The sequence below is a fragment of the Acinetobacter sp. SFB genome (genome assembly GCF_001647545.1).
Classification (GTDB): domain Bacteria; phylum Pseudomonadota; class Gammaproteobacteria; order Pseudomonadales; family Moraxellaceae; genus Acinetobacter.
Map to the genome: position 1 here is coordinate 125,189 of NZ_LSZH01000013.1, position 21,192 is coordinate 146,380.

Consider the following 21,192-nt stretch of genomic DNA (forward strand, 5'->3'; position numbering starts at 1 on the left):
ATGGGCAATACAAAATAAAAAAACTGAACTTAGGGCTAGCTTAGCATTTTTTTGTAAAACAATGCTGAACTGTCGCAATTGTCTACAATTCTGACTAGCCATTGCTAAAAAAAAAGCATAGCATGCGCAAGGTTTTTTGCATTTTTAAAGTCAATGGATTGGCAAATAAAGGAACATCATTGAAAGCTGTTATCTACCTTCTCGCATCACTCAGTTTATTGTGCTCCACAATAGTCAATGCCGCATTACTGAACCTCGTTCCGGAAAGCGTTGAAGCACCGGCCTGGACCATTCTTGACACCCAATCCGGACAAGTGATTGCTGAGCATAATAGCCATGAGCAACGTGCGCCGGCATCCATGACCAAAATGATGGTGGCTTATATAGCGCTCAAAGACATTGCAGCGGGTCATTTAAAAAAGGATGAAATCATCACTGCAACACCAGTAGTCAAAATGGTGCAGTGGGATGAATCACAGATGTACCTGAAAGAAGGTGAACAGATTTCCGTTGATCAGCTGCTGGCAGGTTTGGTGGTGATGTCAGCCAATGATGCAGCCGTAACTTTAGCGGAACGTATTTCAGGTACAGTACCGGCGTTCATTGAGCGCATGAATCTTGAGGCCAAAGCCTTGGGGATGAACGATACGCATTTTGCCAATGCGCCAGGTGTGACCATGCCGGATCATTTTTCATCTGCCCATGACATGGCACTTCTGGGTCAAGCTTTAACATTACAGACACCTGAATACTTGCATTATTCAGTGATGCCAAGTTTCAGTTATAAGCAGCGTTTTCACCGTGCAACCAACTTGGCGCTTAAATTTGACCCCAGTGTTGATGGTTTAAAAACCGGTTTTACCAAAGCGGCAGGTTATAACCTCGCACTCACTGCGCACCGCCCTACGGCTAATCCTGAATTGCCGGAACGCCGTCTGATTGTGGTGGTCATGGGCACAAAAAACGCTCTAAAACGTGCTGAAGTTGCTCACACTCTTCTCGACATGGCTTATACCTATACGCGCAATGAAGTGGCGATTAAAGACAAGCAGCTGATTGCGGAATTACCGGTAATCAAGTCCACTTTAAAAATGTTTAAACTTGAAACCAGCAAACCACAAATTATTACTACCTCTTTATATGATCAGCCTTATGCGATTGATCTGCAAACTTATGACACCGTGAATCAGCGCATTATGCTAAATACAGGCAATGGAACAATTCAGGCGATCGAACCATTGCAAGAAACAAAAACTCACTTAAATGTCGAAATCAAAGAAAAAATTCTGACTGCCCCATTAGCGAAAGTGATGGAGTTGGCAACCGTGCAGGTTTATCAGAATAACCAATTAATTCGCACTATCGCGATTGAAAATGATGTGCACATTGAAGAAGCCAATTTCTTCCAGAAAATTGCCATCTGGGTTAAGCAGCTTTTCACTTTTTTCTCTAGCGATGAAGTCGAAGTCAAAACCTATCCTCTAGGCTAATTGCGTGACATTTCTTTAAATTATGTAAGCTGTATAACAATCTGAACAAAAGCAATGAATTGAAGATGGCATATTGATGCCATCTTCTTTTTTTGTCTTTAAAATAACAAATAGGTTAAAAATGAGTAATCTACATAAAATTGTAATTGTCGGTGGTGGCGCAGGCGGTTTAGAACTAGCAACCCAACTGGGCAATACTTTAGGCAAAAGCAATAAAGCCAAAATCACCTTGGTCGATCAGAAACTGACCCATATCTGGAAACCGCTTTTACATGAAATTGCGGCGGGCACACTCAATCCACATGCTGAAGAAACCAATTATTTCGCCCATGCCTCCAAACATTATTATGAGTTTGTCTTAGGCAGCTTTATTGAAATTGATCGGGCTACCAAACAAATCGTTCTTGAAACAACGCATTTATCTAAACCTGACCCAATCCAAAAAAATATTCGTCTGGATTACGATACCCTTATTATTGCAGTCGGTTCAACATCAAATGACTTTAATACCGAAGGGGTGAAACAGCACTGTCATTTTCTCGATAGCCGTAAACAGGCAGATGTATTTCAGCAAGATTTACTGCATTTATATCTTGAAGCCCAAAACCATGAGACGACACGCGCATTAAATATCGCAATTATTGGTGCAGGCGCTACCGGTATCGAACTTGCAGCCGAACTGTTTCAAGCCAAACAGACGTTCTTTAAATATGGCTTAAATAAAATTGACCCCAAAAATGTCACTATTGCCGTTATAGAAGCGGCTGACCGGATCTTGCCGGCCCTTTCTGAAACCATCGCGCAGCATAGCAGTCATCAATTAGCGCAATTCGGAATTAGGGTTCTGACCCAGCATCGGGTGGCTAAAGTCGATGCTGATAAAGTCTACTTTGCCGATGGAAGCGCTATAGATGCAGAACTGAAAGTCTGGGCGGCAGGGATTAAAGCGCCTGCGGTGCTGGAAAAATTAACCGGCTTTGAAAAAGACAATATTCACCGGTTAAAAGTCTATGCAACGCTACAAACTTTATCTGACCCAAACATTTTTGCTTTTGGCGACTGCGCTCATTGCCAACCCACTGCTGATGAAACGGTACTTGGCCCTCGCGCTCAAGTCGCCAGCCAACAGGCCAGTTTCCTGGTCGGGGCCATGAAAGCTCGTATTCAAGGTAAGTCACAACCGATGTTCAAATTTTCTGATAAAGGTTCACTGGTGTCATTAAGCCACAACAAAGCAGTGGGAGAATTACTCGGGCAAGTCAATGTGCAGGGTTTTCTGGCGAAATCAATGTACGTTTCTTTATATCGACTGCATCAAGCTGCAATTCATGGCTACGCGCATGCGGGGCTTTTGACTGCCAAAAATTTTGTCACAAGAAAAACAGGTCCAAAGATAAAACTGCATTGAAATTTTTAAAAGCGTCCCTATTATTAACAAAATGCCATTAAAAACGTAGAAAATGCAGATTTTTGATAAATATGATCTACAAAATCTGCTTTTCACTTTATGATGTCCCCTTTAAAAATTGAATGGATCAATAACATGACTGCTATTGCAAATGACCTCGTGGTTTCTTTCCACTACACGTTGACTAACGCAGAAGGCGAAACTCTCGACCAATCACAAGGTGAACCACTTGCATATTTGCACGGTGCAGGTAACATCATCCCAGGTTTAGAAAATGCTTTGGAAGGCAAAACTGTTGGTGAAAAATTCACTGTTAACGTTCCTGCTGCTGAAGGTTATGGCGAATACAACCCAGAAATGGTTCAAGAAGTTCCTGCTCAAATGTTCCAGGGCGTGGACAACATCCAACCAGGTATGCAGTTCCAAGCTCAAACTGATGACGGCGTTCAAATCGTGACTGTTAAAGCAGTTGAAGGCGACACAATTGTTGTGGATGCTAACTTCCCGCTTGCTGGTCAAGACTTAACTTTTGAAGTTGAAATTGTTGAAATTCGTGAAGCGTCTGCTGAAGAATTAGAACACGGTCATGTACACGGCGCTGGTGGTCATCACCACTAAGATCGGTACAGATCAAAAAAGGCAAAGTGTTTACTTTGCCTTTTTTACTACCTAATTTTTATACCGCATTCTATAGCCTTATAAAATATCAGTTTTTAGTATTTGTTAGCCATACTGCTATAACTGACTGATTTGTTTTAAACGCTGCATATCGATAATACGAATTTGGCTATAACTCCACTCGACAATGTGTTCCTGTATAAAATATTGCAGCTGCTAATTTAAGGTTTGTCGGGACACATTCAGTAATTCGGCAAAGTCTTGCTGACTCATTTTAAATTAAATAGGGAAATTCGGCGGACTTAGGAGTATTGTCTGCTGGGCTAAAATAATTAAATACCGTGCATTTTTTGATTAATAGCCGCCGTTTGCAGATAAAGATTTTTCTCCCTCAAGCCATACATACGTTCACTCAGTAATTGAATAATCTGCCACATGGCTTGTGGCTGCTGTTGTAATTGCTCCAAAAAAAGCCTGAGCTGAAATTATTACGACTTCGACTTGTTCTGCGGCATAAAAATCAAAGTTCAGCGGTTTCTGCTGTAAAAATGGCACGAGATTTAACACTGAATACATGTTCACGTAATCACTGACTTTAAACTCACCCTCACTGAACAACCAGCCAATCTGCATCCGTCCAGACAGCAGTACATAGACATCATCCAGTTTTTGCTGATAACGTAAAATGTGTTACTACGGTCAATGGAAGCCTTTGGATAATCTTCAATAAAAGTAATATCGGTATGCCATGTATCTGCTCGGTCACGAAGTAAATCCAGCTCAAGCACATGCGCTGTTCCGCTTTTTACTGGAACCGTTGGATGATTCAAAGGTTTACATAATAATGCAGCAAAATCTTCTTGCTCATCATCGGTTAAATGCAGCTGATTTTTAAAGAAGATTGCTTTGTACTTAACTAAAGCATGGTTAATTTCATAGACAATATCTTGATCTAAAGTTAAAGAAAGTTTAAACCCTGCTATTTCCGCACCAATACAACCAGTTATGATTTGGTTTGAATTTGGCTCATAGCTATACCCTATATTTCAATCTTTATTGCAACGTTGTGCGGTAGAAATACAGTCTGCCCTTAATACGCCATAAACACTGTCAAACGTTTGACAGTGTTCAGCACAATGCGTGCTTAAGTTTTGAGGATTCTTGATTTAGGCAGTGAACTTTTTACTACATTGTTATTAAAATAATTAAAAAATTAGTCATTTAAAAAGCCCCTAACCATGAGGCATTTCATTCTAAATGATTACAGATAATCACCTTCACGTTCGGGCTGATACAACACTTTTTCAATCTTCACTTTCATTAAATGACCATCAGGTTGCGGCCATTCAATTTCCTGTCCTTCTGCCAGCCCCAGAATTGCTGCGCCTACCGGAGCAAGGACATTAACTTGGCCTTTTTCACCGCGAAAATCATGCGGATATACCAAAGTAATATCCGTAGATTCGCTAGCAGGCGCAATGGTAATACGCACACGCGCATTCATGGTCACTACATTTCCAGGAACATCTTGTGGAGCAACCACATCTGCACGGGCAAGTTCATCTTCCAGATGTTGCATCGTTGGACTCAGTTTAGATTGATGATCAAGCATGGTTTCTAAACGTTGAAGATCTTGTTGTGAAATAATAATTGTTGGTTTAGCCATTTACCTGATTCCTTTAAACGAAAGATGTCATTACAGCAATAGCAAAATGAGTTATATCTTTTATGGAGTATTATTCTGTTATAGCAGAAATATGATTTTTGAAAAATATGACTTTTAATCATATATAAAAAAAAGCCCCCTTGAGGGGGCTTTCTCAAGTCGTTAACTTATTTTGCATAAACAGGAAATTTAGCGCAAACAATTGCAACTTTTTCTTTAACCGTCGCAATTACCGCTTCATCGCCTTTCGCATCAAGGATATCTGCGATCCAGCCAGCAAGTTCACGTACTTCAGCTTCACCGAAACCACGAGTTGTTACAGCTGGTGTACCAATACGGATACCAGAAGTCACGAACGGAGAACGTGGGTCATTTGGTACAGCATTTTTATTCACAGTAATATGAGCAGCACCTAACCAAGCATCTGCTTCTTTACCAGTCACGTCTTGTTTGATCAGTGACAATAAGAACAAGTGGTTTTCAGTACCGCCAGAAACGATATCGTAACCACGTGCAATTAATACCTCAGCCATTGCTTTAGCATTTACCACAACTTGTTTTTGATATTCTTTGTATTCAGGTGCCATCGCTTCTTTAAAGCAGATCGCTTTAGCCGCAATAGCATGAACCAGTGGACCACCTTGGTTACCTGGGAATACTGCAGATTGAAGTTTTTTCTCAATCTCTTCGTTTGCTTTAGCCAGGATTAAACCTGAACGTGGGCCACGAAGTGTTTTATGCGTAGTCGTAGTGGTAACGTCAGCAATTTGCACTGGGCTTGGGTAAACACCCGCAGCAACAAGACCTGCAACGTGTGCCATATCTACAAACAGGTAAGCGCCAACTTTATCCGCGATTTCACGGAAACGTTGCCAGTCAACAATTTGACTATATGCAGAGAAACCAGCAACGATCATACGTGGCTTGTGCTCTAAAGCTAAACGTTCAACTTCTTCGTAATCGATCTCGCCAGTTTCAACATTTAAGCCGTACTGAATCGCATTATAAGTTTTACCAGAGAAGCTAACTTTTGCACCGTGAGTCAAGTGACCACCGTGAGCCAAGCTCATACCCAAAACTGTGTCGCCCGGGTTAAGAAGCGCTAGGTAAACAGCAGAATTTGCTTGTGAACCAGCATGTGGCTGAACGTTAGCATAATCAGCACCAAAGAGTTCTTTAGCACGGTCAATCGCCAATTGTTCGATGATGTCTACATATTCGCAACCGCCATAATAGCGTTTACCAGGGTAGCCTTCCGCATATTTGTTAGTGAGTTTTGAGCCTTGAGCTTCCATCACTGCTGGAGAGCAATAGTTTTCAGAAGCGATAAGCTCGATGTGCGCTTCTTGGCGCTCACCTTCAGCATCAATTGCTTTAGCTAATTCCGGGTCAAATTCAGAAATCGAGATATTGGCAAACATTAGCGAGGTCCTATAAATTAGGGCTTTTAAGCCGTGCTAAGATTGGCGCGTATTGTAGCATGAAGTTTACAAATATCGAGAATGAACTTTGTTCAGTTTTAAATAAAAATAGCTCATGTTTAATTAAAAACACGAGCTATTATGGTCAAATCAAGTTATTGAATTGGCATTAGAGATTTTACGTCTGTAATAATATTAGAAATATTTAAAGCATAGACTGCTCCATGATCCCACTTCGTTGCACCTGATTCATCTGTCAAATAACGAATATTGGTATTTTGTTTGATAGCTGAAGAATAAAGAATATCGGTCGCTTGTTTAGGAACAGTAGTATCCAGCGATCCCTGATAAATAATGACTGGCGTTGAAACTTTAACCTGAAGTGGCTGAGAGTCTTTTTCTAAGAAGGTTTTAACCACTGGAATACTCATAAAATTCGTTTGAGTGCGTGGGTAATTATCTACTGAACCATTTATAGTCGCGTAATCAACCATTCCTTTACCAAATTTCTGCCCCAACACATCATAGCAATCAACTTCTGCATTCTTCGCGATATTATCTGTTGGAGATTTAAAAATCTGACTGTATTGCAAACTAGGATTTGGATTGCGCAAGCCTGATGTAATTAATGCGGTAAATGTATCTAAAGATGCCAAAGCTGTAATTTTTTTATTCAAGTCAGTTTCTTGTCCCGCCGCTTTTTCCCCTCCTGCTAAAATAAGAGGAAGATTGGAGGCTGGAGCGAGAGCCACTGTCCCTTTATAAACCAAGTTAGAGGCGCGTGAAGCATATTGAGCTGCCCCTAATGCTGCTTGCCCACCTTGTGAGTGTCCTACTGCCATCCATTGATTAGATACTTTTACCCCCAAATAATTACGTGCGGCGACAACCGCATCAGTAATAGAATAAGCTTCACTTTTTAAATTTAAGAAAGGATGAAGCTCATTACCGTTTGGTTCACCTAAGCCTTCATAATCCGGCGCAACCACAACATAGCCAGCAACTAAAAGCTGAGTAATCATATTTTCAACATCAGAATTAAGTGCTAAGCGACTTGGTGCGCATTGATCCGCCACACCAGTTGTTCCATGTGCCCAAACCACAATTGGCCAACCTTTTACAGGTACAGGCATTTGCGGTGTAAATACCAATGAAGTTGCTTGAACTTCCTTGCCGTTAACCCCCAACATTTTATAAGTCATCACCACACTTTCACCAGCAGCGGCAATACTACTCGCTGTATATGGAACAGGTGTGCTCACAACTGGATTTTGAATATTGTTGACCGGAATTCCATTATTCGGGCCATTGAAGACGAAATCATTATCGTCACTTCCGCATGCAGATAAAAATATGACCGAACTACTCATTAACACTGTTAGCAATGTTTTTTTCATGTGCATTTCCTTATACATTTTTTGTTGTGATGATTTAAGTATCATGAAGATAAGAATTATTACCTTTATTCTTGATTTTAAACAATGTAATTTCAGATCAAATAAACACAATAAAATTGAATAATTTTTTTACACAATATAAGCAATTGATTTTTAATATCTTCCCTACATTACACTTACAAATATACAACAATTTACTTTTGATGAAATATAAGATTATTCATCTTAAATTCTATTTATTTAAGTTGAACAAGTATTAAAAAATAAAATTTATTTAATAAGTGAGTATCGCTATTTCTTCCGATTCATTACGAACAAATTTTTCTCAAACTTTATCTAAAACTATAATCTAAATAAAAACATTTGAAGCCCTAAAACCGATAAATTAAGCCAACATCAAAATGTATTTTACGGCCGTTTAAACAAGCCTTTATCCATCAGGAAATCGCCATCAAACAATAATATTTTCTTATTTTAGATTGCGATTCTACGCAATGTACGATATTTCAATACCGTGCTTACTTAAGCTATCAAATTAATGGAGCATGAAGATAGGCTGCCTTTATGTCTATCTAAAGGTCTAATTTCGGGAGGTGAATTAAAATAAGACGATTTAAACACCATCTCTAGAAAGAAATAAGAAAGAATCACTTAAAGTCACTGTTTTCGGTTTGTGTCAGCGCATTTGAAAGTGTTAAATTTATTCAAACTTTCGCTACAGTTATGGATCAGGTCATGCAAGCAATTATTCTCGATACAGAAACCCATACTTTAAATGGACAGCCGATTGAGATTGCATATGCACCTGTTCAAATTAATGAGGGCAAACTCAGCCTCGACAAAACCCAAATTTTTGACCAACTGTATAGTGTAGATGAACCCATTTCTTATGCGGCAATGGCGGTGCATCATATTTTAGAGTCTGAGTTAATCGATCAGCCACACTATAAAACTTTCACCTTGCCAAGCGATACCACTTATATTATTGGTCATAACATTGATTACGATATTCGCGCACTTGAAAAGTGTGGCGTAGATTGCAAAAATATTAAAGCCATTTGTACCCTTGCTCTTGCACGTTTAGTCTGGCCAGATGCTGAAGCACATAATATTTCTGCGCTGATTTATATGATTACCAAAGGCAGTGCAAAAGCCCGTGATATGATTAAAAAAGCACATCGTGCAGATATGGATATTATTTTAACCGCGAATATTTTAATGCATGAAATCCATCATTTAAAAATTCAAAGTATTGAAGAACTTTATGCAGCATCTGAAGATGCACGTATTCCACGTAGCATTAATTTTGGTAAACATCGTGGTACTGCCATCACCGATTTACCTGCAGATTATATGCAATGGCTGCTTCGTCAAGAAGACCTAGACCCTTACTTACGTAAAGCAATCGAAAATGCAAAAATAGTTGCCTTATAATCTTTTGATTTGTAATATTTTTTACATATTATTGTCATTATTACTGTATACAATCTGCCTTAATTTATTTTGGAGAGTAAATTAAGGCATGTCTCAATATCATAAAACTGACTTAGGCATTGAAAGTTTAAAACAGCGCTCAATGGATTTGAATGCTCGCCAACGTAGACTGTTACTTCTGATTGGCACAGAAGATTTTAATCTCCTTAGTGAACAATTTAAAAAACGTATTGCACCCGTAGAATTACTCGAACAATTGCTCGATATGGGCTTAATTGCTTATTTTCCACAGCAAACTCAAACACCAATTTCTTCAGCTATAGTTAATAGTGAAATTGAAACCAGCCTTTCAACTCAACTACCGCCACCACTTGCTGAAAAATTTGCTGCAGTGATTAGCACCACTTCTGGTCCCTCCTCTATTTCATCTATTATTTATCACAATTCTCAGGCAATAGAAACGCAGAATGAAATCATAGAAGTTATTATCGATGCTCTAGATTTTGAAGAAGTAAAACAATTAATGGCACATCTGCTCCAACAAAACTGTGGCTTAATGGCAAAACAACTGACGAATCGAATTCTACACACCCAAGATTTACGCAGTTTAAAACTTTGTCAGATGCAGTGGATTACCACATTACAAGAAAGTCGTATTTCCGCCCACGAATTGAATCAATGTTTAAAACAAATCAATTTTTCTCTACAAAAGTTAAATGCTTCATAACAGTTAAGAGGATTTTTCTTTTTCATGATTCATTTTAGATCTTAACTAGCCCATTGCATTGAATTTTTCTTTCGATAAAACAATGAGATTTAAATCAGTACAACTCAGGTGTAGACAGCAAAATCTAAAAACACCCTCTAAATACGACCTTTGCTCAATAGCGATTACTCTGTAAAAACTTCATATAGTAAGTATTTGAGGGGTAATTCATTATGACGTCTCTACATTATTTAGAATTTAATCCAGCAGATAATCCGATGTACTTAAAAAAAGTAGGCAATTGGGTGCTGACATTTTTAAATTCTAGAGATGAGTTAGCAGACATTCAACTTGCAATTACCAGTATATTGCCGCGCCAAGTCAGTGAAAACCTGCAACCTGTTCGAGTCATCATTCACGAAACAGAAGTTGAGAATCGTTGGTTGATTCAGCAGATCGAATGTTATGACAGCGCCCAAGGCAGAGATGAACACTTCAGCTGTAATGATGAAATTGGGATTAAAGTCATTCAAAGCATTAGGCAAGAATTTAATAAATATGATGTCGAAGTAAATTTATTATGAGTTTTAGTCCTTGGCTCACTTCGATGGGCTTTTTTTTATTTCATATCATTGATAATTAAAGATTCAAGAGAGTCGAGATACTAAATTAAAGTTATTAAAAAACTCACCCTGTAAGTGAGTTTTTTATCTGTAATATTGGTAATTGAAAACAACTGGATATTTAACCATACGTGTATTACTCGACAATGCGATAAATACTGTCGGAATGGCAACTCTCAAAAAGCAATTCAATACTAGGTAGAATAATTTCACCATTTACAACAATATGTTCAATTCTTTGAAATATTGATAATTTATTCGACTCAGCATGCTCCGGAATAGTTCGAAGTAACGCATACACTTCATGTATTTTACTAAACTGGTCTTTTACCTTCACCTCAATCATTTCATTCATAGAGTTTCTCTTCATATCTGATTTATTGAATCTTTTTATAGCATAGGTTCTTTCGTACATCGCACTTGCAAATGTTAGATTTCTTGGCAATGTAATTTTTTATAATCAGATATCTAGCATTCATTTTAAATCATGCAGACAAAAAGTTAAAAATCACTCAAAACAGCATCCATTTTTCACTGTAAACCTCAACTCGTTAAAATTAAAATCACAAAATGATCTTTTTGATATAAAAAATATAAAAATAAGAAAGCCCGCATTTCTGCGGGCTTTTATGTTGGAAGGCTAGTGCTGATTTATTGTTCAACCCTCAGGTTGTAAACTCAACGAGCTGTCATTGATCCGTCCAACTACTTTGTAGCGTCATCTACGACCTACTGTAGATTTACTATAAGCGTATACAATTTTTCTGGCAAGGCTGGTTAACACTCTAAAATAATTGTATATAAAAAATACAATTGATAATTTTCAATTTTAGTAGATGATTGCATTCCCCCCCTATAGATCACTCATCAGTTGAATCGCGTAAAATAGCACAGCATTTTTGACGAGTCTGGCGCAATGTTAGTTCAATTAATTCTGAGTGACTTATATCGATACTGTGGCAACACCAAATTCAGTTCATTTATTAAAAATTACTTTTTTAATCGTGGCTTTAATTTCAGCTTTTGGCTACGACTGGCAGGCTCTCAATCCATTTTTGCAAAATTCGCTTACCCAATTTTTTATTATAAAAAGAAAAAATACGGTATAGACATTCATTGCAGCACAAAAATAGGCTATGGACTCTATATTGGGCATGGCGGGCCACTTGTGGTTAACCCAACTACAATTATTGGCAATAATGTCAATCTATCAGAATATATGACCATTGGTGCGAATGGTGGCAGTCAAGCCGCCATCATTGGCGACAATGTTTATATTGGCCCCAATGTATGCGTGATAGGCAATGTGCATATTGCCAATAATGTTACGATTGGTGCAGGTAGTGTGGTAACGAAAGATATTTCTGAAAATGCAACTGCAGTCGGTAACTATGCCAAAGTAATTAATTATAATAATGCAGGAAAATCAGTAAACAGACGCTGGGCTAGAAAAGCAACGTAATAAAAAAGAGGACATTTTGTCCTCTTTTTTAAAAATATGGTGCGCTCAGCGTGCACACGAAGTATATTTTAAAATATTATTTTATATAGTTAATTTATTTAGGTATTTTAAATGTACCTTAATATATACCATGAAAATAAAAAGTGCATAGGATGCTAGTCACCTTCTTAGTGCTTGGTACTTTTAAAATGGAAATATTCTTCATGCTTAACTTCCATACGATTAAGGATTTCTTTTAAGCGATCAAAGGCTTCTAAGTATTTCTCACCAGCTTTGGGCAGTGGTCTGGTACGAGATTTTATTTTAATTGGCTTTTTATCAGTTAGAGCCTTGCACCGGTCAATTTCCATAATCTTCAATCATTAAAAAACCTCGCGGAGGAGGTTCTATACGATATAGGTTATAAATCTTTAACCACAAAATGCCTTAAGAATTGTTTTGGTTTGTTGATCAGCAATTACAGTAACTCGTCCTGGATGATAGTCTTTAGTTATAGGTTGACCCGGCGCAACCAGTCTAACAACCTCAGAATTTGTTTTTGATTTGATATCGGCTTCACTCGATAATGTGGTACGTGCCAATTTTGCTGCATTCTGAGGTACGCATTTTTTCATAATCTAAGGATTTTGAACTACTTCTGTTTCAGGAGTGCCGGCACAAGCAGTCAAGGTCACTGCTGCAAGAATAAATTATAAATAATTTTCATAAACTTCTATCTTTAACATATAAAAGCAGGATCATACCTAAGGCGGCTTATACCAGCCTAGCTATATCAACAATGTTAATACACTTCTTAAATATTGAACTTTTGAAAAATCCTATTAACTCTCTCAGATTAAGCAGGTTGAGCTTTACTTCTGCTTCATTTTTATTTGCAGAACAAGTTTATTACCTAATTATTTCAGGCATTTTCTCTTTTTCGATTAATGTTTGAAATTATAAACTATAATCATTAGAAACTTTCAAACTTAACCTTAGATTCCTAATCTGCTCTTTGAAGCGAATCATAATGTTATCCATAGTTACCAATTCACTATGTCGTAAACCAGTTCGAATTAAATTTTGATACTTCGCAAGTTCGTCACAACAGAACTGCAAATCCTTTTTAGTTTATACTGTGTCTGTCATGGGTACCACCAATAAGAAAAGAAAAACCCCTCAACATCTAGAATGCGAGGGGCTTTTGTATGCCGTAATACGTCCGGCAAATTGGAGAATTATTAATCATCTTTACCGCATTTACGGCATTCTTGTGTATATCCATGCTCTGGATCGTAATCAAATTCATAAGCATGAAGGCAAAATAATTTACGGAAGAATTGGAGCATACTTTTCTCCTGGCAAAAAAAAGCCCACTTCAGCAGTAGATTGATGTGGGCTTAAACTAAGGACCTTGGAGGGTCATTCAGAAACTACAGCTGTTTCTAACAGCAATCATGCATACTTGTTCGTGAATTTTTTGTGAAAAATTAAAACAAACCGGTATAGGTGCCCTGATATTGCTTACGCAGAACATTTCCCCTGGCAAAAAAATGCCCACTCAAGGAAAATGATGTGGGCAAAAACTAAGGACCTTGGGAGGTCAGAAACTACAGCTAGTTTCTGCTATCTATTTTGTATACTAATCACATGATATGCACTGACATAATATATCAAATATTAAAACAATTAATAACTTAATCAATTGTAATTACAATACATTTTCAATGTTACCGATATGATTTCAAACCCATCAAATTCGAGGGAAGTAGAATTTTAGGCATTAAAAAAGCCTGATCCGTGACCGAGCTTTTGTTGTTATATCTGGAGGCGGCATTCATTACAAACCACCAGGAATAAAGAAAACCGCCATAGGAGCCCCGATATTGCTTACACAAAAAACATTTCTCGGGCACTAAAAATGCTCACATTTCTGTAAGCATTTTTAGTGCTTCTCGTCTTTCCGAGTGTCAATCGTTTCGCTCAGTTAGATGATCTATAACCTCATCTAACCTAATGGAAAAATTACTCCATATTTGCTATTCAATCAATCAGTTTATTTCGTAATTTTTTGATAAATATCACATTTAATTCACAACCAATCTGATTTTGAATTAATCACCACAGAAATCCTATGCTGTGGTTCATAGTTACTCCCTACTTTGATTGCCACTGAATAGGCACAGTACTAGTCAATTTTCGGTTTCGATTTCATTTTAAGGCGAGACATCACTCCCAATCTGATAGTCACTTTCCTGCATAAAGAAAGGTACGCTTGAGCCTGAGCATTAACACTCGCTGCAACTTTGTCGTGAGACTTTGCAATTTCAGAATTTTTTTCAGATAGTGACTTAACAACTTTCTCTTGATCGCTCATCGCTGTTTTAGCTTTTCCGACTGCCGCAGCTTGAGCATCAATTTTTTCTTTGGATTCAGCTGATGCACCAGTTAATGCATTAATTCTTGAAGCAAGTTGTTCAGCGGTAATATCTCCTTGTTTGTACTGCATCGCCAATTTATTTGCTGTCTGAATAGCGCTATCACTTGAGTCATCAAAACGGCCCATTGCTATCACATAAGAAATTAACTTGCTTTTAGCATCATCATATTCATTACCAAGCTCAGATAACTTGGTATTTTCAAATCGCATTTGAGTACGTTTTGCTGAATCATTAAGCTTTTCATAACTTGACGTTAATTCTTGTATAGAAATATTCTGACTATCAAGCGATGGTTTGACATCATCACTCTTGTTTTTCATATATAAAAAAGCAGCGCCTGCTGCAATCGCTTGGATCGCCAAGACAGCCAATCCACCTGGGCCACCAACCAACCCAAGCATTGCAGTTTTTAATCCCACTGTAGCAGTGGTTAAAGTTATGGTTTGCCCTGCCATTGCAGCCAATGTCATCTGGTAGCGGATACCCTCAATTACACCCTTTACAAATTCCAGACTAAGCATACCCATTTGAATAACGAGTTTGGTTGCTATTGCTGCACCTAAAGCCATTGTCACAGCCTTAATTGTGTCAAAATTATCAGATACAGACTGAACGACAGGCATTACATTATTGACTAGAGTTGCCTGAAAACCTTGCCACTGAAGATCAAGCATTTGTAAATTCTCTTTCGCCAGAGCAAGTTGGCTAACCATAGAATCCGACATGATTGCGCCAGCGTCTTTTGCAGCCTCACCCCATTTTTTAAATCCTGCGCCACCATTTTCAAGCAAGGGAATCAATAAGGATGAGTCAGATATGATTTGCTCCATATAGAACTTAATATCATTCTGAGTAGAACCAACTTTTACAAGTGAATCATAGAATAATTGGAGTGCTTCAGGTCCTGATAACTTTTGAAACTGTTGGATTGTTACCCCGACTAAAGGTGCAATATTTTTAAAAAAGTCAGCCAATGGCCCGCCACCAGTTTGTTGAAAGTCACCAATGCGGTCTTGCATGTCCTTCATTTTATCTGCAAAAGATTCCATGCTAAGACCTGCAGTTTCAGCACCTTTTGCATAGTACTGAAACTGACTCAGGCTAGCATTTGCCAATTGAGAGAATTTCTTAACCTCATTGCCCGCAGTAATAGTTTGATCCACAAAGGCAGCAACCCCTGCAACAGAAGCACCAGCAACTACCGCACCAAAAGCTTTTGCAGCTACGCTTGCGACATTAAAACTGTCTGCAATGCCTTTATTTGCATCTCTCGCTTTTCGTTCTGCCTGACTCATTGGGCCGACAAACTCACCGATTTTTGCAACAAGATCGAGCGTTAAGCGCCCTAATGAATTTGCAGCCATAACTTTTCCTCAGGCAATAAAAAACCGCCTTTCGGCGGTCGGTATTTAAATATTAAAATCCTCTACAGGCGGATTCTTACTGGAGAATTAATCCTTAAAGTAATCTTTAATCTACTTTATTGAAATTTTTTAAAACTTTGTAAGTTATATCTTGATTTGTTGCTTTCATTACTTCCAACAAAGCCCCCTTGTACCCAATTTGCTTAGATTCGCTAAGATCATATTCAACATCATTGTTAAAAGCAGGTCTTGCTAGATTGCTAGAAAATTCTCTATAACCAATGTTTATCTTATTTCCTACTCGACCGCTGTAGATTAAGGTTTGTTGAAAAAAATTATCAGCGGCAACACCTATTTTGGTTAATTTGGCGTTATGTTTATCAGTGCAAGCTTTTGCGTTTAAGACAGTGATAATGCATATTTCATTACTACTATCGAACATTACTGCCTTGAACGGATCGACAATAAAATTCTTTTGCAGATTTCCGCCACTAGGGATCGTATTTATAGCTTGAAAATAACTTCCTTTTGCATCATCCCCAGTCTTTAGGTAATAACCTTCATTAAATGTATAACCGCTATATTTGGTTGTTTCTGGAACATATAGTGCCTCTTTCTCAAGAAAAACACCTTGTTCTAGCATTTTATCGCCTACATATGCAGTATTTACCGAATTTAATGGTGGTTTGCTTATATTCTGTGGGGTTGCTAGGTAGTTATATTTGGGGGTTGCACACCCTAATAAACCAAAGCCCACTAACCCGACAATTAATAATTTTTTCATGCGAATAGTCTCTTATAAGTAATCACAAGATACTAATTTTCAGTGTGAAAAGAAACCAATCCAAATCGATGTCTTATTTCCCGAAATTTTCAACCAGATAATCTTCAAGGTTTTTTTCTACTGGCTTCTCTTCATGAGTCATCAAATCATGTAATTTCACATTCTTAACACCTTTAAGTGTCAAGATTGATTGATGGATCCTCGCTAGTTCTTGTTCGAATCTTCTTCCAATGTTAAGGCTTCCGTATTTTCGGATATAGGCGGTGTACTTTTTAATTTCTCTGTACGAGAGGTCTGCGACTTCGCTGTACGTCTTACCGAGCGCGATGCTGATCTCGATGAGGATTTCGTCGTCTTGGTTAAGCGTATTAGAAATTACCGATGCTGATAGCAATCTGATTTCTGGTGCTCAAGCATTAGCGGCAATTCGTAATATGAAAATCAATACATCGGTCACTGTGGATAACTCGGTTGGCAACCTATCAGAAAGCCGTTCTGTTTTTGACACAGTTGAAGCGCGCTCTAAAGAAGAATTCACCCCTGCTTACTTCAAAATTTATGACTCTGCTTATTTGGGTCTAGATGAACGCCTTATCGTTTTACGCCTAATCATTAATACAAATGATGACAAGCCTGTGTTCTCACTCCAGATCGTCAAAGAAGAATTGCTTTGCAATGAAATTATTCAGGAATTCAAAGAAAAAGTAGTCGATTTACTTCCTGAAAATCCAGTTCGTATCGGAACATTTGCAGCTTAATTTTAGACATTAAAAAGCCCTTTCTGACTCCACATCCGAAAGGGCTTGGCGTAAACACTTGCAAGCTTACAGGGGTAATTATGAATCTAAAAACAAATCTAATCAAGGCATGTGGAGCATTGGTCGCTATCGCACTAATGTCAGTGATCTACGCATCACAACCTGCCAAAACTTCAATTGAACAAGAACAGCCTCAAGAAGTCATCACAAGCAATTCGTACGTGGTGAAAAGCAAGTCATGCAATGAGTATTGCGTTGCTCACGTTCAAGGCGGTGACAACAATATTTATGTTGAATACAAGCTTGATGATGGCTCAGTTGAATTCTTGGACATCCTTAATGTTGTTCGTGATGACGTAACAGTTAATGCATATGTCGATCGTTATGAAATAGAAAAAATTAATGCTGCGATTGTGGGGGGTAAATAACCATGCCAAACCATGTAACCAATAAAATTGAAATCGCATCAGCTAATGCACAAGAAGCTTTGAATTTCATGAAAGGTAGTGATCTTGAATTTGATTTTAATCAAATCATCCCAATGCCTGAAAGCTTAAATATTGAGTCTGGTACCACTACAGATGCAGCTTTAGCATATTGCCTGACTGACGGCTTAACGAAGCCAATCACGGCGGATCAAATCGAGAAGTACTACAAAGAAGAATATTTTAGCTCTAAAGCTGAACAAGTTGAACGTGCTATTGAAAGTGCTAAAAGATGCTTGGATCAAGGCCATAAAACTAAAGAGCAACTATTAGAAATTGGCAAAAAGGTTGTCTCTAATGTTGATAGTCATAATTGTCACACTTGGTACGAATGGTCTCCTCAAAATTGGGGTACCAAGTGGAATGCATATGATATTACTGTTTCTGAAAATCAAGTGACATTCGATACGGCGTGGAATTCTCCTGTTCCTGTTCTAGAAGCTTGGATTGCTAAATTCAATCTCACCTGCACCGTTAAAGCTTTTGATGAAGGCCATAACTTCTGGTTCATAAAAACTTATAAAGATGGAATCTTGAAAGAATTTAGAGATTCCGTAAAAGAAGACTGTGATGCTTTGTGCAAAGAATTAAAAGGATACGACTCTTCAGATGATGATGAAGAGGATCTTTAAATGAATTACCTAAATATTGAGCCTGAAGGCACCAAGCATATTCACTTCCAACTTGCTGGACCATTTGAAACTTGGATTTTAAACGGCGGTTACCAGGCTAAATTTATTAAACATGCAGCATGTGTTCGTTACAGCATGGCAAATAAAGAAACGCTTGAAATTGATGGCACTGGAAAAATGAATGCTGCAGCACAGAAACGCTATGCCATTTTTCTTAAGCAGTATTTGAAAGTGGGTAAATCACTAATTGATTCTTTGCGTGCTCAGGCACCAAAAATGTTGAAGGTGGCAGCGTGATGGATATTCAAAAATTATGGTGCGTTGGCATTTGCCCTGAAGGTGATAGCCCTCATGAGCAGTCAGCTGCTGCATCAAAGGAAATTGCTGAGCGTGCCCTAGTTCGCTATCGAGCAATGACAAAGGCTGAAGGTAATGAGTTCATGATTGAATCATTTGATGATTACTTTCAGGTTCAAGAATGGGAAGGCACAGCCGAAGATCATCAAAAGCAAATGTTTTATACAGAGGACTGGTTTAAAAAACCCATGTACCAGTGCAACAACATGCAGCAAGCTGAACAGGTATTTAAATACGGTGAAATTGTGCATTGCTACAAGAAAGGCTCCTCACCACTTATTACAGCAAGTTTTGATGAGGCTAAACGCTTTTATGAGGTGGCGTGATGGAAATTCAAAAAAAGCCAACACTGGCAGAAAAACAGGAATTTTGGGCTGAGCAATTGCCAGACTTTGAAGCTGCTTATTGGCTGCCAAGTCATTTTGAATTTGTGGTTTTCGATATGGAACAAGGTAACTATGTAATTAAAGATTTTGATTTCGAAAATGACGCAACTGAAATTTGGCATCGTGTGAATACTGGTTGGGCTATGTGGAAAAAGGCTATTAATTTCAGCCGGAAAAAAGCCCAAGCAGTGCCGGAAGGGTTTGTTTTGGTTGAAAAATCCAAACTCATGCAGATTGTTGGTAGTGCGGCAATCATAGAACCTATCACACGCGGCAATCCACTCATGAGCAAATACAAGACTGAGTTGGATTTTATTTTAAGCACAGTTAGAGCCATGATCGAAGTACAGGAGCAAAAGGGATGAACGCTGATAACAATATCGCCATCTATGTAACTGATGACAGGGATTTTGACGATGATGAAAGAATGGCTCTTTGTATCTACCCTGCCCCAAATGGGGATTGGTATGTTTCGATAGCTCCTGAAAGAAACAAAGGCCGTGGAGGTAATTCCGTACGACTTTGCACATCGGGAGGCTCCGCATTCAGTGCACCCGGATTAACTATCGCTATATCAAAAGCATGGGAATCAATTCGCAAAGGAGCCAACCAATGACTAAGAAAATATACAACTTTGATGTGCCTGTGTCTGGTCGAGAAACTTTTAGTGTAATCGCGTCCTCATATGAAGAAGCTTTAGAGAAGATGAACAAAGAGGAATATGAGACCGCTCCTGCTCTTGAGGATGTTGAATGGGATTTTGGTCTTGGTCATGACTCTGATGAGTACCTACCTAAATGTTTCACTTTGTCGGATTTTGAGGAGCCAACCAATGACTGAAAAACTAGAACAAGCCAAAGACCTCATTGAAACCTTAGCGGCCCGAAAAATTGGCGGTACAGGCTATTTAATGAATAGTGAAGAAGCTGAATTGGCGTATGAAGTTTTTAACGATTATGTGGAACGGAATGAATTGAAAGGCGTTGATGTGAAGTTGCCTTTTGTTGTGAGTTTTGGAGGGGTGTCATGAAAGCGAATGAATATTTTAAGAAGCATGGATTAAGTCGATCTAAAATACATTTAGATGTTATGGATGCGGAAAATTGGCACAATAGTTTTTATGACGACCTCAACTGCCTTGTCGAAAGTCATGAGTTGGTTGAAAAACATGGTGGTCTTGAATCTGCCAAAAAGGAATTACAACGTCAGTCTATTTTGCGCTGGATAAATCCAGAAACAGAAAGGCTGCGTGAAGCCATCGCAGATGTAGAAAGTTGTCAAGCAGTTAAAAGATTGGAGGTGAATCAGTGACAGCAATGGCGAACATGGGTAACTTTATTGTTGCCCTGCCACCTTCAGACATTTGGTTGACAGATGATCAGGCGGCAGAATTTTTGGGTTATGGTGGTGTGCACTTCAAGTCTTCCATTATTTGCTTAAAAGGATTCCCAAAACCGAGATACATCACAGAAACCACAAAAGGTCGAAGATGGAATCTAAAAAAATTATCTGACTGGTTGAGTGAGAGACCGGAAGATTTAAAGAAAACTCAAGGCAGACCCCGCAAAATATAGCGGGGTTTTTCTTAGGTAAAAAATATGGATTACGCCAATATTACGCCAAAGTGTATATAAGTTATTGATTTTATAATATGTTGTGGTGCGCTCAGCGGGACTCGAACCCACGCCACAGGCTTCGGAGACCTGTACTCTATCCAGTTGAGCTATGAGCGCGCGTGCACATCATAACAAAAAAAACCATAAGGTAAAGCAACTATATAG

30 protein-coding genes and 1 tRNA gene are annotated in these 21,192 nt (G+C 38.4%); 19 read left to right on the forward strand and 12 right to left on the reverse strand.

Annotated elements, in window-relative coordinates; genetic code table 11:
• Positions 1-179 precede the first annotated feature (179 nt).
• The 3 genes from AY606_RS09955 (at position 180) to slyD (ending at position 3,516) form a co-directional block, all read left to right on the forward strand.
• Positions 180-1,490 (forward strand): D-alanyl-D-alanine carboxypeptidase PBP6B, encoded by a 1,311-nt coding sequence (locus AY606_RS09955; RefSeq protein WP_067868394.1) that lies wholly within the window; start codon positions 180-182, stop codon positions 1,488-1,490.
• A gap of 121 nt (positions 1,491-1,611) precedes the next feature.
• The gene (locus AY606_RS09960) at positions 1,612-2,898 is read left to right on the forward strand and encodes an NAD(P)/FAD-dependent oxidoreductase (protein ID WP_067867754.1); all 1,287 of its coding nucleotides are present in this window, start codon (positions 1,612-1,614) and stop codon (positions 2,896-2,898) included.
• Between the two features lie 135 nt (positions 2,899-3,033).
• A complete protein-coding gene (gene slyD, locus AY606_RS09965) occupies positions 3,034-3,516 on the forward strand; it encodes a peptidylprolyl isomerase (RefSeq protein WP_067867757.1) in 483 nt (160 codons plus the stop codon).
• Between the two features lie 332 nt (positions 3,517-3,848).
• On the opposite strand, the gene AY606_RS16765 is transcribed toward slyD, so the two are convergent.
• The 6 genes from AY606_RS16765 to AY606_RS09985 form a co-directional block, all read right to left on the reverse strand.
• The gene (locus AY606_RS16765) at positions 3,849-3,983 is read right to left on the reverse strand and encodes a hypothetical protein (RefSeq protein WP_283234615.1); all 135 of its coding nucleotides are present in this window, start codon (positions 3,981-3,983) and stop codon (positions 3,849-3,851) included.
• Entirely contained in the window at positions 3,925-4,149 is a 225-nt protein-coding gene (locus tag AY606_RS16880; RefSeq protein ID WP_067867759.1) for a hypothetical protein, read from the reverse strand. Before AY606_RS16880 ends, AY606_RS16765 begins: the two co-directional genes overlap by 59 nt.
• Complete coding sequence (locus AY606_RS16130; protein ID WP_155858173.1) at positions 4,095-4,559, reverse strand: TauD/TfdA family dioxygenase; 465 nt, start codon at positions 4,557-4,559, stop codon at positions 4,095-4,097. Before AY606_RS16130 ends, AY606_RS16880 begins: the two co-directional genes overlap by 55 nt.
• 218 nt (positions 4,560-4,777) lie before the next feature.
• Positions 4,778-5,182, reverse strand: a complete 405-nt coding sequence (rnk, locus tag AY606_RS09975; RefSeq protein WP_067867761.1) for a nucleoside diphosphate kinase regulator — start codon at positions 5,180-5,182, stop codon at positions 4,778-4,780.
• 167 nt (positions 5,183-5,349) lie between these two features.
• Positions 5,350-6,603, reverse strand: a complete 1,254-nt coding sequence (glyA, locus tag AY606_RS09980) for a serine hydroxymethyltransferase (protein ID WP_067867764.1) — start codon at positions 6,601-6,603, stop codon at positions 5,350-5,352.
• 155 nt (positions 6,604-6,758) lie between these two features.
• On the reverse strand, positions 6,759-8,000 hold the full coding sequence (locus AY606_RS09985) for an alpha/beta hydrolase (RefSeq protein ID WP_067867767.1): 1,242 nt from the start codon (positions 7,998-8,000) through the stop codon (positions 6,759-6,761).
• Between the two features lie 735 nt (positions 8,001-8,735).
• On the opposite strand from AY606_RS09985, the gene AY606_RS09990 reads away from it, so the two are divergent.
• The 3 genes from AY606_RS09990 to AY606_RS10000 all read left to right on the forward strand — a co-directional run bounded on the left by AY606_RS09990 (position 8,736) and on the right by AY606_RS10000 (position 10,724).
• On the forward strand, positions 8,736-9,434 hold the full coding sequence (locus tag AY606_RS09990; RefSeq protein ID WP_067867770.1) for an exonuclease domain-containing protein: 699 nt from the start codon (positions 8,736-8,738) through the stop codon (positions 9,432-9,434).
• 88 nt (positions 9,435-9,522) lie between these two features.
• Positions 9,523-10,161, forward strand: coding sequence for a hypothetical protein (locus AY606_RS09995; RefSeq protein WP_067867773.1), 639 nt, complete (start codon positions 9,523-9,525; stop codon positions 10,159-10,161).
• 212 nt (positions 10,162-10,373) lie between these two features.
• Positions 10,374-10,724 (forward strand): hypothetical protein, encoded by a 351-nt coding sequence (locus tag AY606_RS10000; RefSeq protein WP_067867776.1) that lies wholly within the window; start codon positions 10,374-10,376, stop codon positions 10,722-10,724.
• A gap of 175 nt (positions 10,725-10,899) precedes the next feature.
• Here the strand turns inward: AY606_RS10000 and AY606_RS10005 are convergent, their stop codons facing one another.
• Positions 10,900-11,118, reverse strand: coding sequence for a hypothetical protein (locus AY606_RS10005; protein ID WP_067868397.1), 219 nt, complete (start codon positions 11,116-11,118; stop codon positions 10,900-10,902).
• Between the two features lie 561 nt (positions 11,119-11,679).
• Here AY606_RS10005 and AY606_RS10010 point away from each other — a divergent pair.
• The gene (locus tag AY606_RS10010) at positions 11,680-12,225 is read left to right on the forward strand and encodes a serine O-acetyltransferase (RefSeq protein WP_067867779.1); all 546 of its coding nucleotides are present in this window, start codon (positions 11,680-11,682) and stop codon (positions 12,223-12,225) included.
• A 167-nt stretch (positions 12,226-12,392) separates the two neighbouring features.
• On the opposite strand, the gene AY606_RS10015 is transcribed toward AY606_RS10010, so the two are convergent.
• Positions 12,393-12,575 carry a hypothetical protein gene (locus AY606_RS10015; RefSeq protein WP_067867782.1) on the reverse strand — a complete coding sequence of 61 codons (183 nt, stop codon included), beginning with the start codon at positions 12,573-12,575 and terminating at the stop codon, positions 12,393-12,395.
• 60 nt (positions 12,576-12,635) lie between these two features.
• Positions 12,636-12,806, reverse strand: coding sequence for an I78 family peptidase inhibitor (locus tag AY606_RS15815; protein WP_249409240.1), 171 nt, complete (start codon positions 12,804-12,806; stop codon positions 12,636-12,638).
• Positions 12,807-13,351: 545 nt separating this feature from the next.
• Between AY606_RS15815 and AY606_RS16390 the strand changes: the two genes are divergently transcribed.
• Positions 13,352-13,597, forward strand: coding sequence for a hypothetical protein (locus AY606_RS16390; protein WP_067867785.1), 246 nt, complete (start codon positions 13,352-13,354; stop codon positions 13,595-13,597).
• 795 nt (positions 13,598-14,392) lie between these two features.
• Here AY606_RS16390 and AY606_RS10030 read toward each other — a convergent pair.
• Both AY606_RS10030 and AY606_RS10035 read right to left on the reverse strand, forming a co-directional pair.
• Positions 14,393-16,009, reverse strand: coding sequence for a hypothetical protein (locus tag AY606_RS10030; protein ID WP_067867788.1), 1,617 nt, complete (start codon positions 16,007-16,009; stop codon positions 14,393-14,395).
• A 106-nt stretch (positions 16,010-16,115) separates the two neighbouring features.
• Positions 16,116-16,793: a hypothetical protein gene (locus AY606_RS10035; RefSeq protein ID WP_067867791.1), complete on the reverse strand. Its 678-nt coding sequence runs from the start codon at positions 16,791-16,793 to the stop codon at positions 16,116-16,118.
• A gap of 338 nt (positions 16,794-17,131) precedes the next feature.
• Here AY606_RS10035 and AY606_RS10040 point away from each other — a divergent pair, with 338 nt between their 5' ends.
• From AY606_RS10040 to AY606_RS10090, 11 genes are all read left to right on the forward strand, one after another.
• The gene (locus AY606_RS10040; RefSeq protein WP_249409241.1) at positions 17,132-17,551 is read left to right on the forward strand and encodes a DUF2303 family protein; all 420 of its coding nucleotides are present in this window, start codon (positions 17,132-17,134) and stop codon (positions 17,549-17,551) included.
• Positions 17,552-17,631: 80 nt separating this feature from the next.
• Positions 17,632-17,979, forward strand: coding sequence for a hypothetical protein (locus tag AY606_RS10045; protein WP_067867793.1), 348 nt, complete (start codon positions 17,632-17,634; stop codon positions 17,977-17,979).
• A 2-nt stretch (positions 17,980-17,981) separates the two neighbouring features.
• Positions 17,982-18,668 (forward strand): DUF1281 family ferredoxin-like fold protein, encoded by a 687-nt coding sequence (locus AY606_RS10050; protein ID WP_067867796.1) that lies wholly within the window; start codon positions 17,982-17,984, stop codon positions 18,666-18,668.
• A complete protein-coding gene (locus tag AY606_RS10055; protein WP_067867799.1) occupies positions 18,669-18,965 on the forward strand; it encodes a hypothetical protein in 297 nt (98 codons plus the stop codon). It begins immediately after the preceding gene.
• Positions 18,965-19,351 (forward strand): hypothetical protein, encoded by a 387-nt coding sequence (locus tag AY606_RS10060; RefSeq protein WP_067867801.1) that lies wholly within the window; start codon positions 18,965-18,967, stop codon positions 19,349-19,351. Before AY606_RS10055 ends, AY606_RS10060 begins: the two co-directional genes overlap by 1 nt.
• Positions 19,351-19,776 (forward strand): hypothetical protein, encoded by a 426-nt coding sequence (locus AY606_RS10065; RefSeq protein WP_067867805.1) that lies wholly within the window; start codon positions 19,351-19,353, stop codon positions 19,774-19,776. The genes AY606_RS10060 and AY606_RS10065 overlap by 1 nt, the downstream gene beginning before the upstream one ends.
• The gene (locus tag AY606_RS10070) at positions 19,773-20,027 is read left to right on the forward strand and encodes a beta/alpha barrel domain-containing protein (protein ID WP_067867808.1); all 255 of its coding nucleotides are present in this window, start codon (positions 19,773-19,775) and stop codon (positions 20,025-20,027) included. Before AY606_RS10065 ends, AY606_RS10070 begins: the two co-directional genes overlap by 4 nt.
• A complete protein-coding gene (locus AY606_RS10075; protein ID WP_067867811.1) occupies positions 20,024-20,251 on the forward strand; it encodes a hypothetical protein in 228 nt (75 codons plus the stop codon). The genes AY606_RS10070 and AY606_RS10075 overlap by 4 nt, the downstream gene beginning before the upstream one ends.
• A complete protein-coding gene (locus tag AY606_RS10080; protein WP_067867814.1) occupies positions 20,244-20,441 on the forward strand; it encodes a hypothetical protein in 198 nt (65 codons plus the stop codon). The genes AY606_RS10075 and AY606_RS10080 overlap by 8 nt, the downstream gene beginning before the upstream one ends.
• Positions 20,438-20,722 carry a hypothetical protein gene (locus tag AY606_RS10085; protein ID WP_067867818.1) on the forward strand — a complete coding sequence of 95 codons (285 nt, stop codon included), beginning with the start codon at positions 20,438-20,440 and terminating at the stop codon, positions 20,720-20,722. The genes AY606_RS10080 and AY606_RS10085 overlap by 4 nt, the downstream gene beginning before the upstream one ends.
• Positions 20,719-20,985: a hypothetical protein gene (locus AY606_RS10090; RefSeq protein WP_067867821.1), complete on the forward strand. Its 267-nt coding sequence runs from the start codon at positions 20,719-20,721 to the stop codon at positions 20,983-20,985. Before AY606_RS10085 ends, AY606_RS10090 begins: the two co-directional genes overlap by 4 nt.
• Before the next feature lie 83 nt (positions 20,986-21,068).
• Here AY606_RS10090 and AY606_RS10095 read toward each other — a convergent pair.
• Positions 21,069-21,144: transfer RNA gene (locus AY606_RS10095), tRNA-Arg, on the reverse strand.
• Between the last annotated feature and the right edge of the window lie 48 nt (positions 21,145-21,192).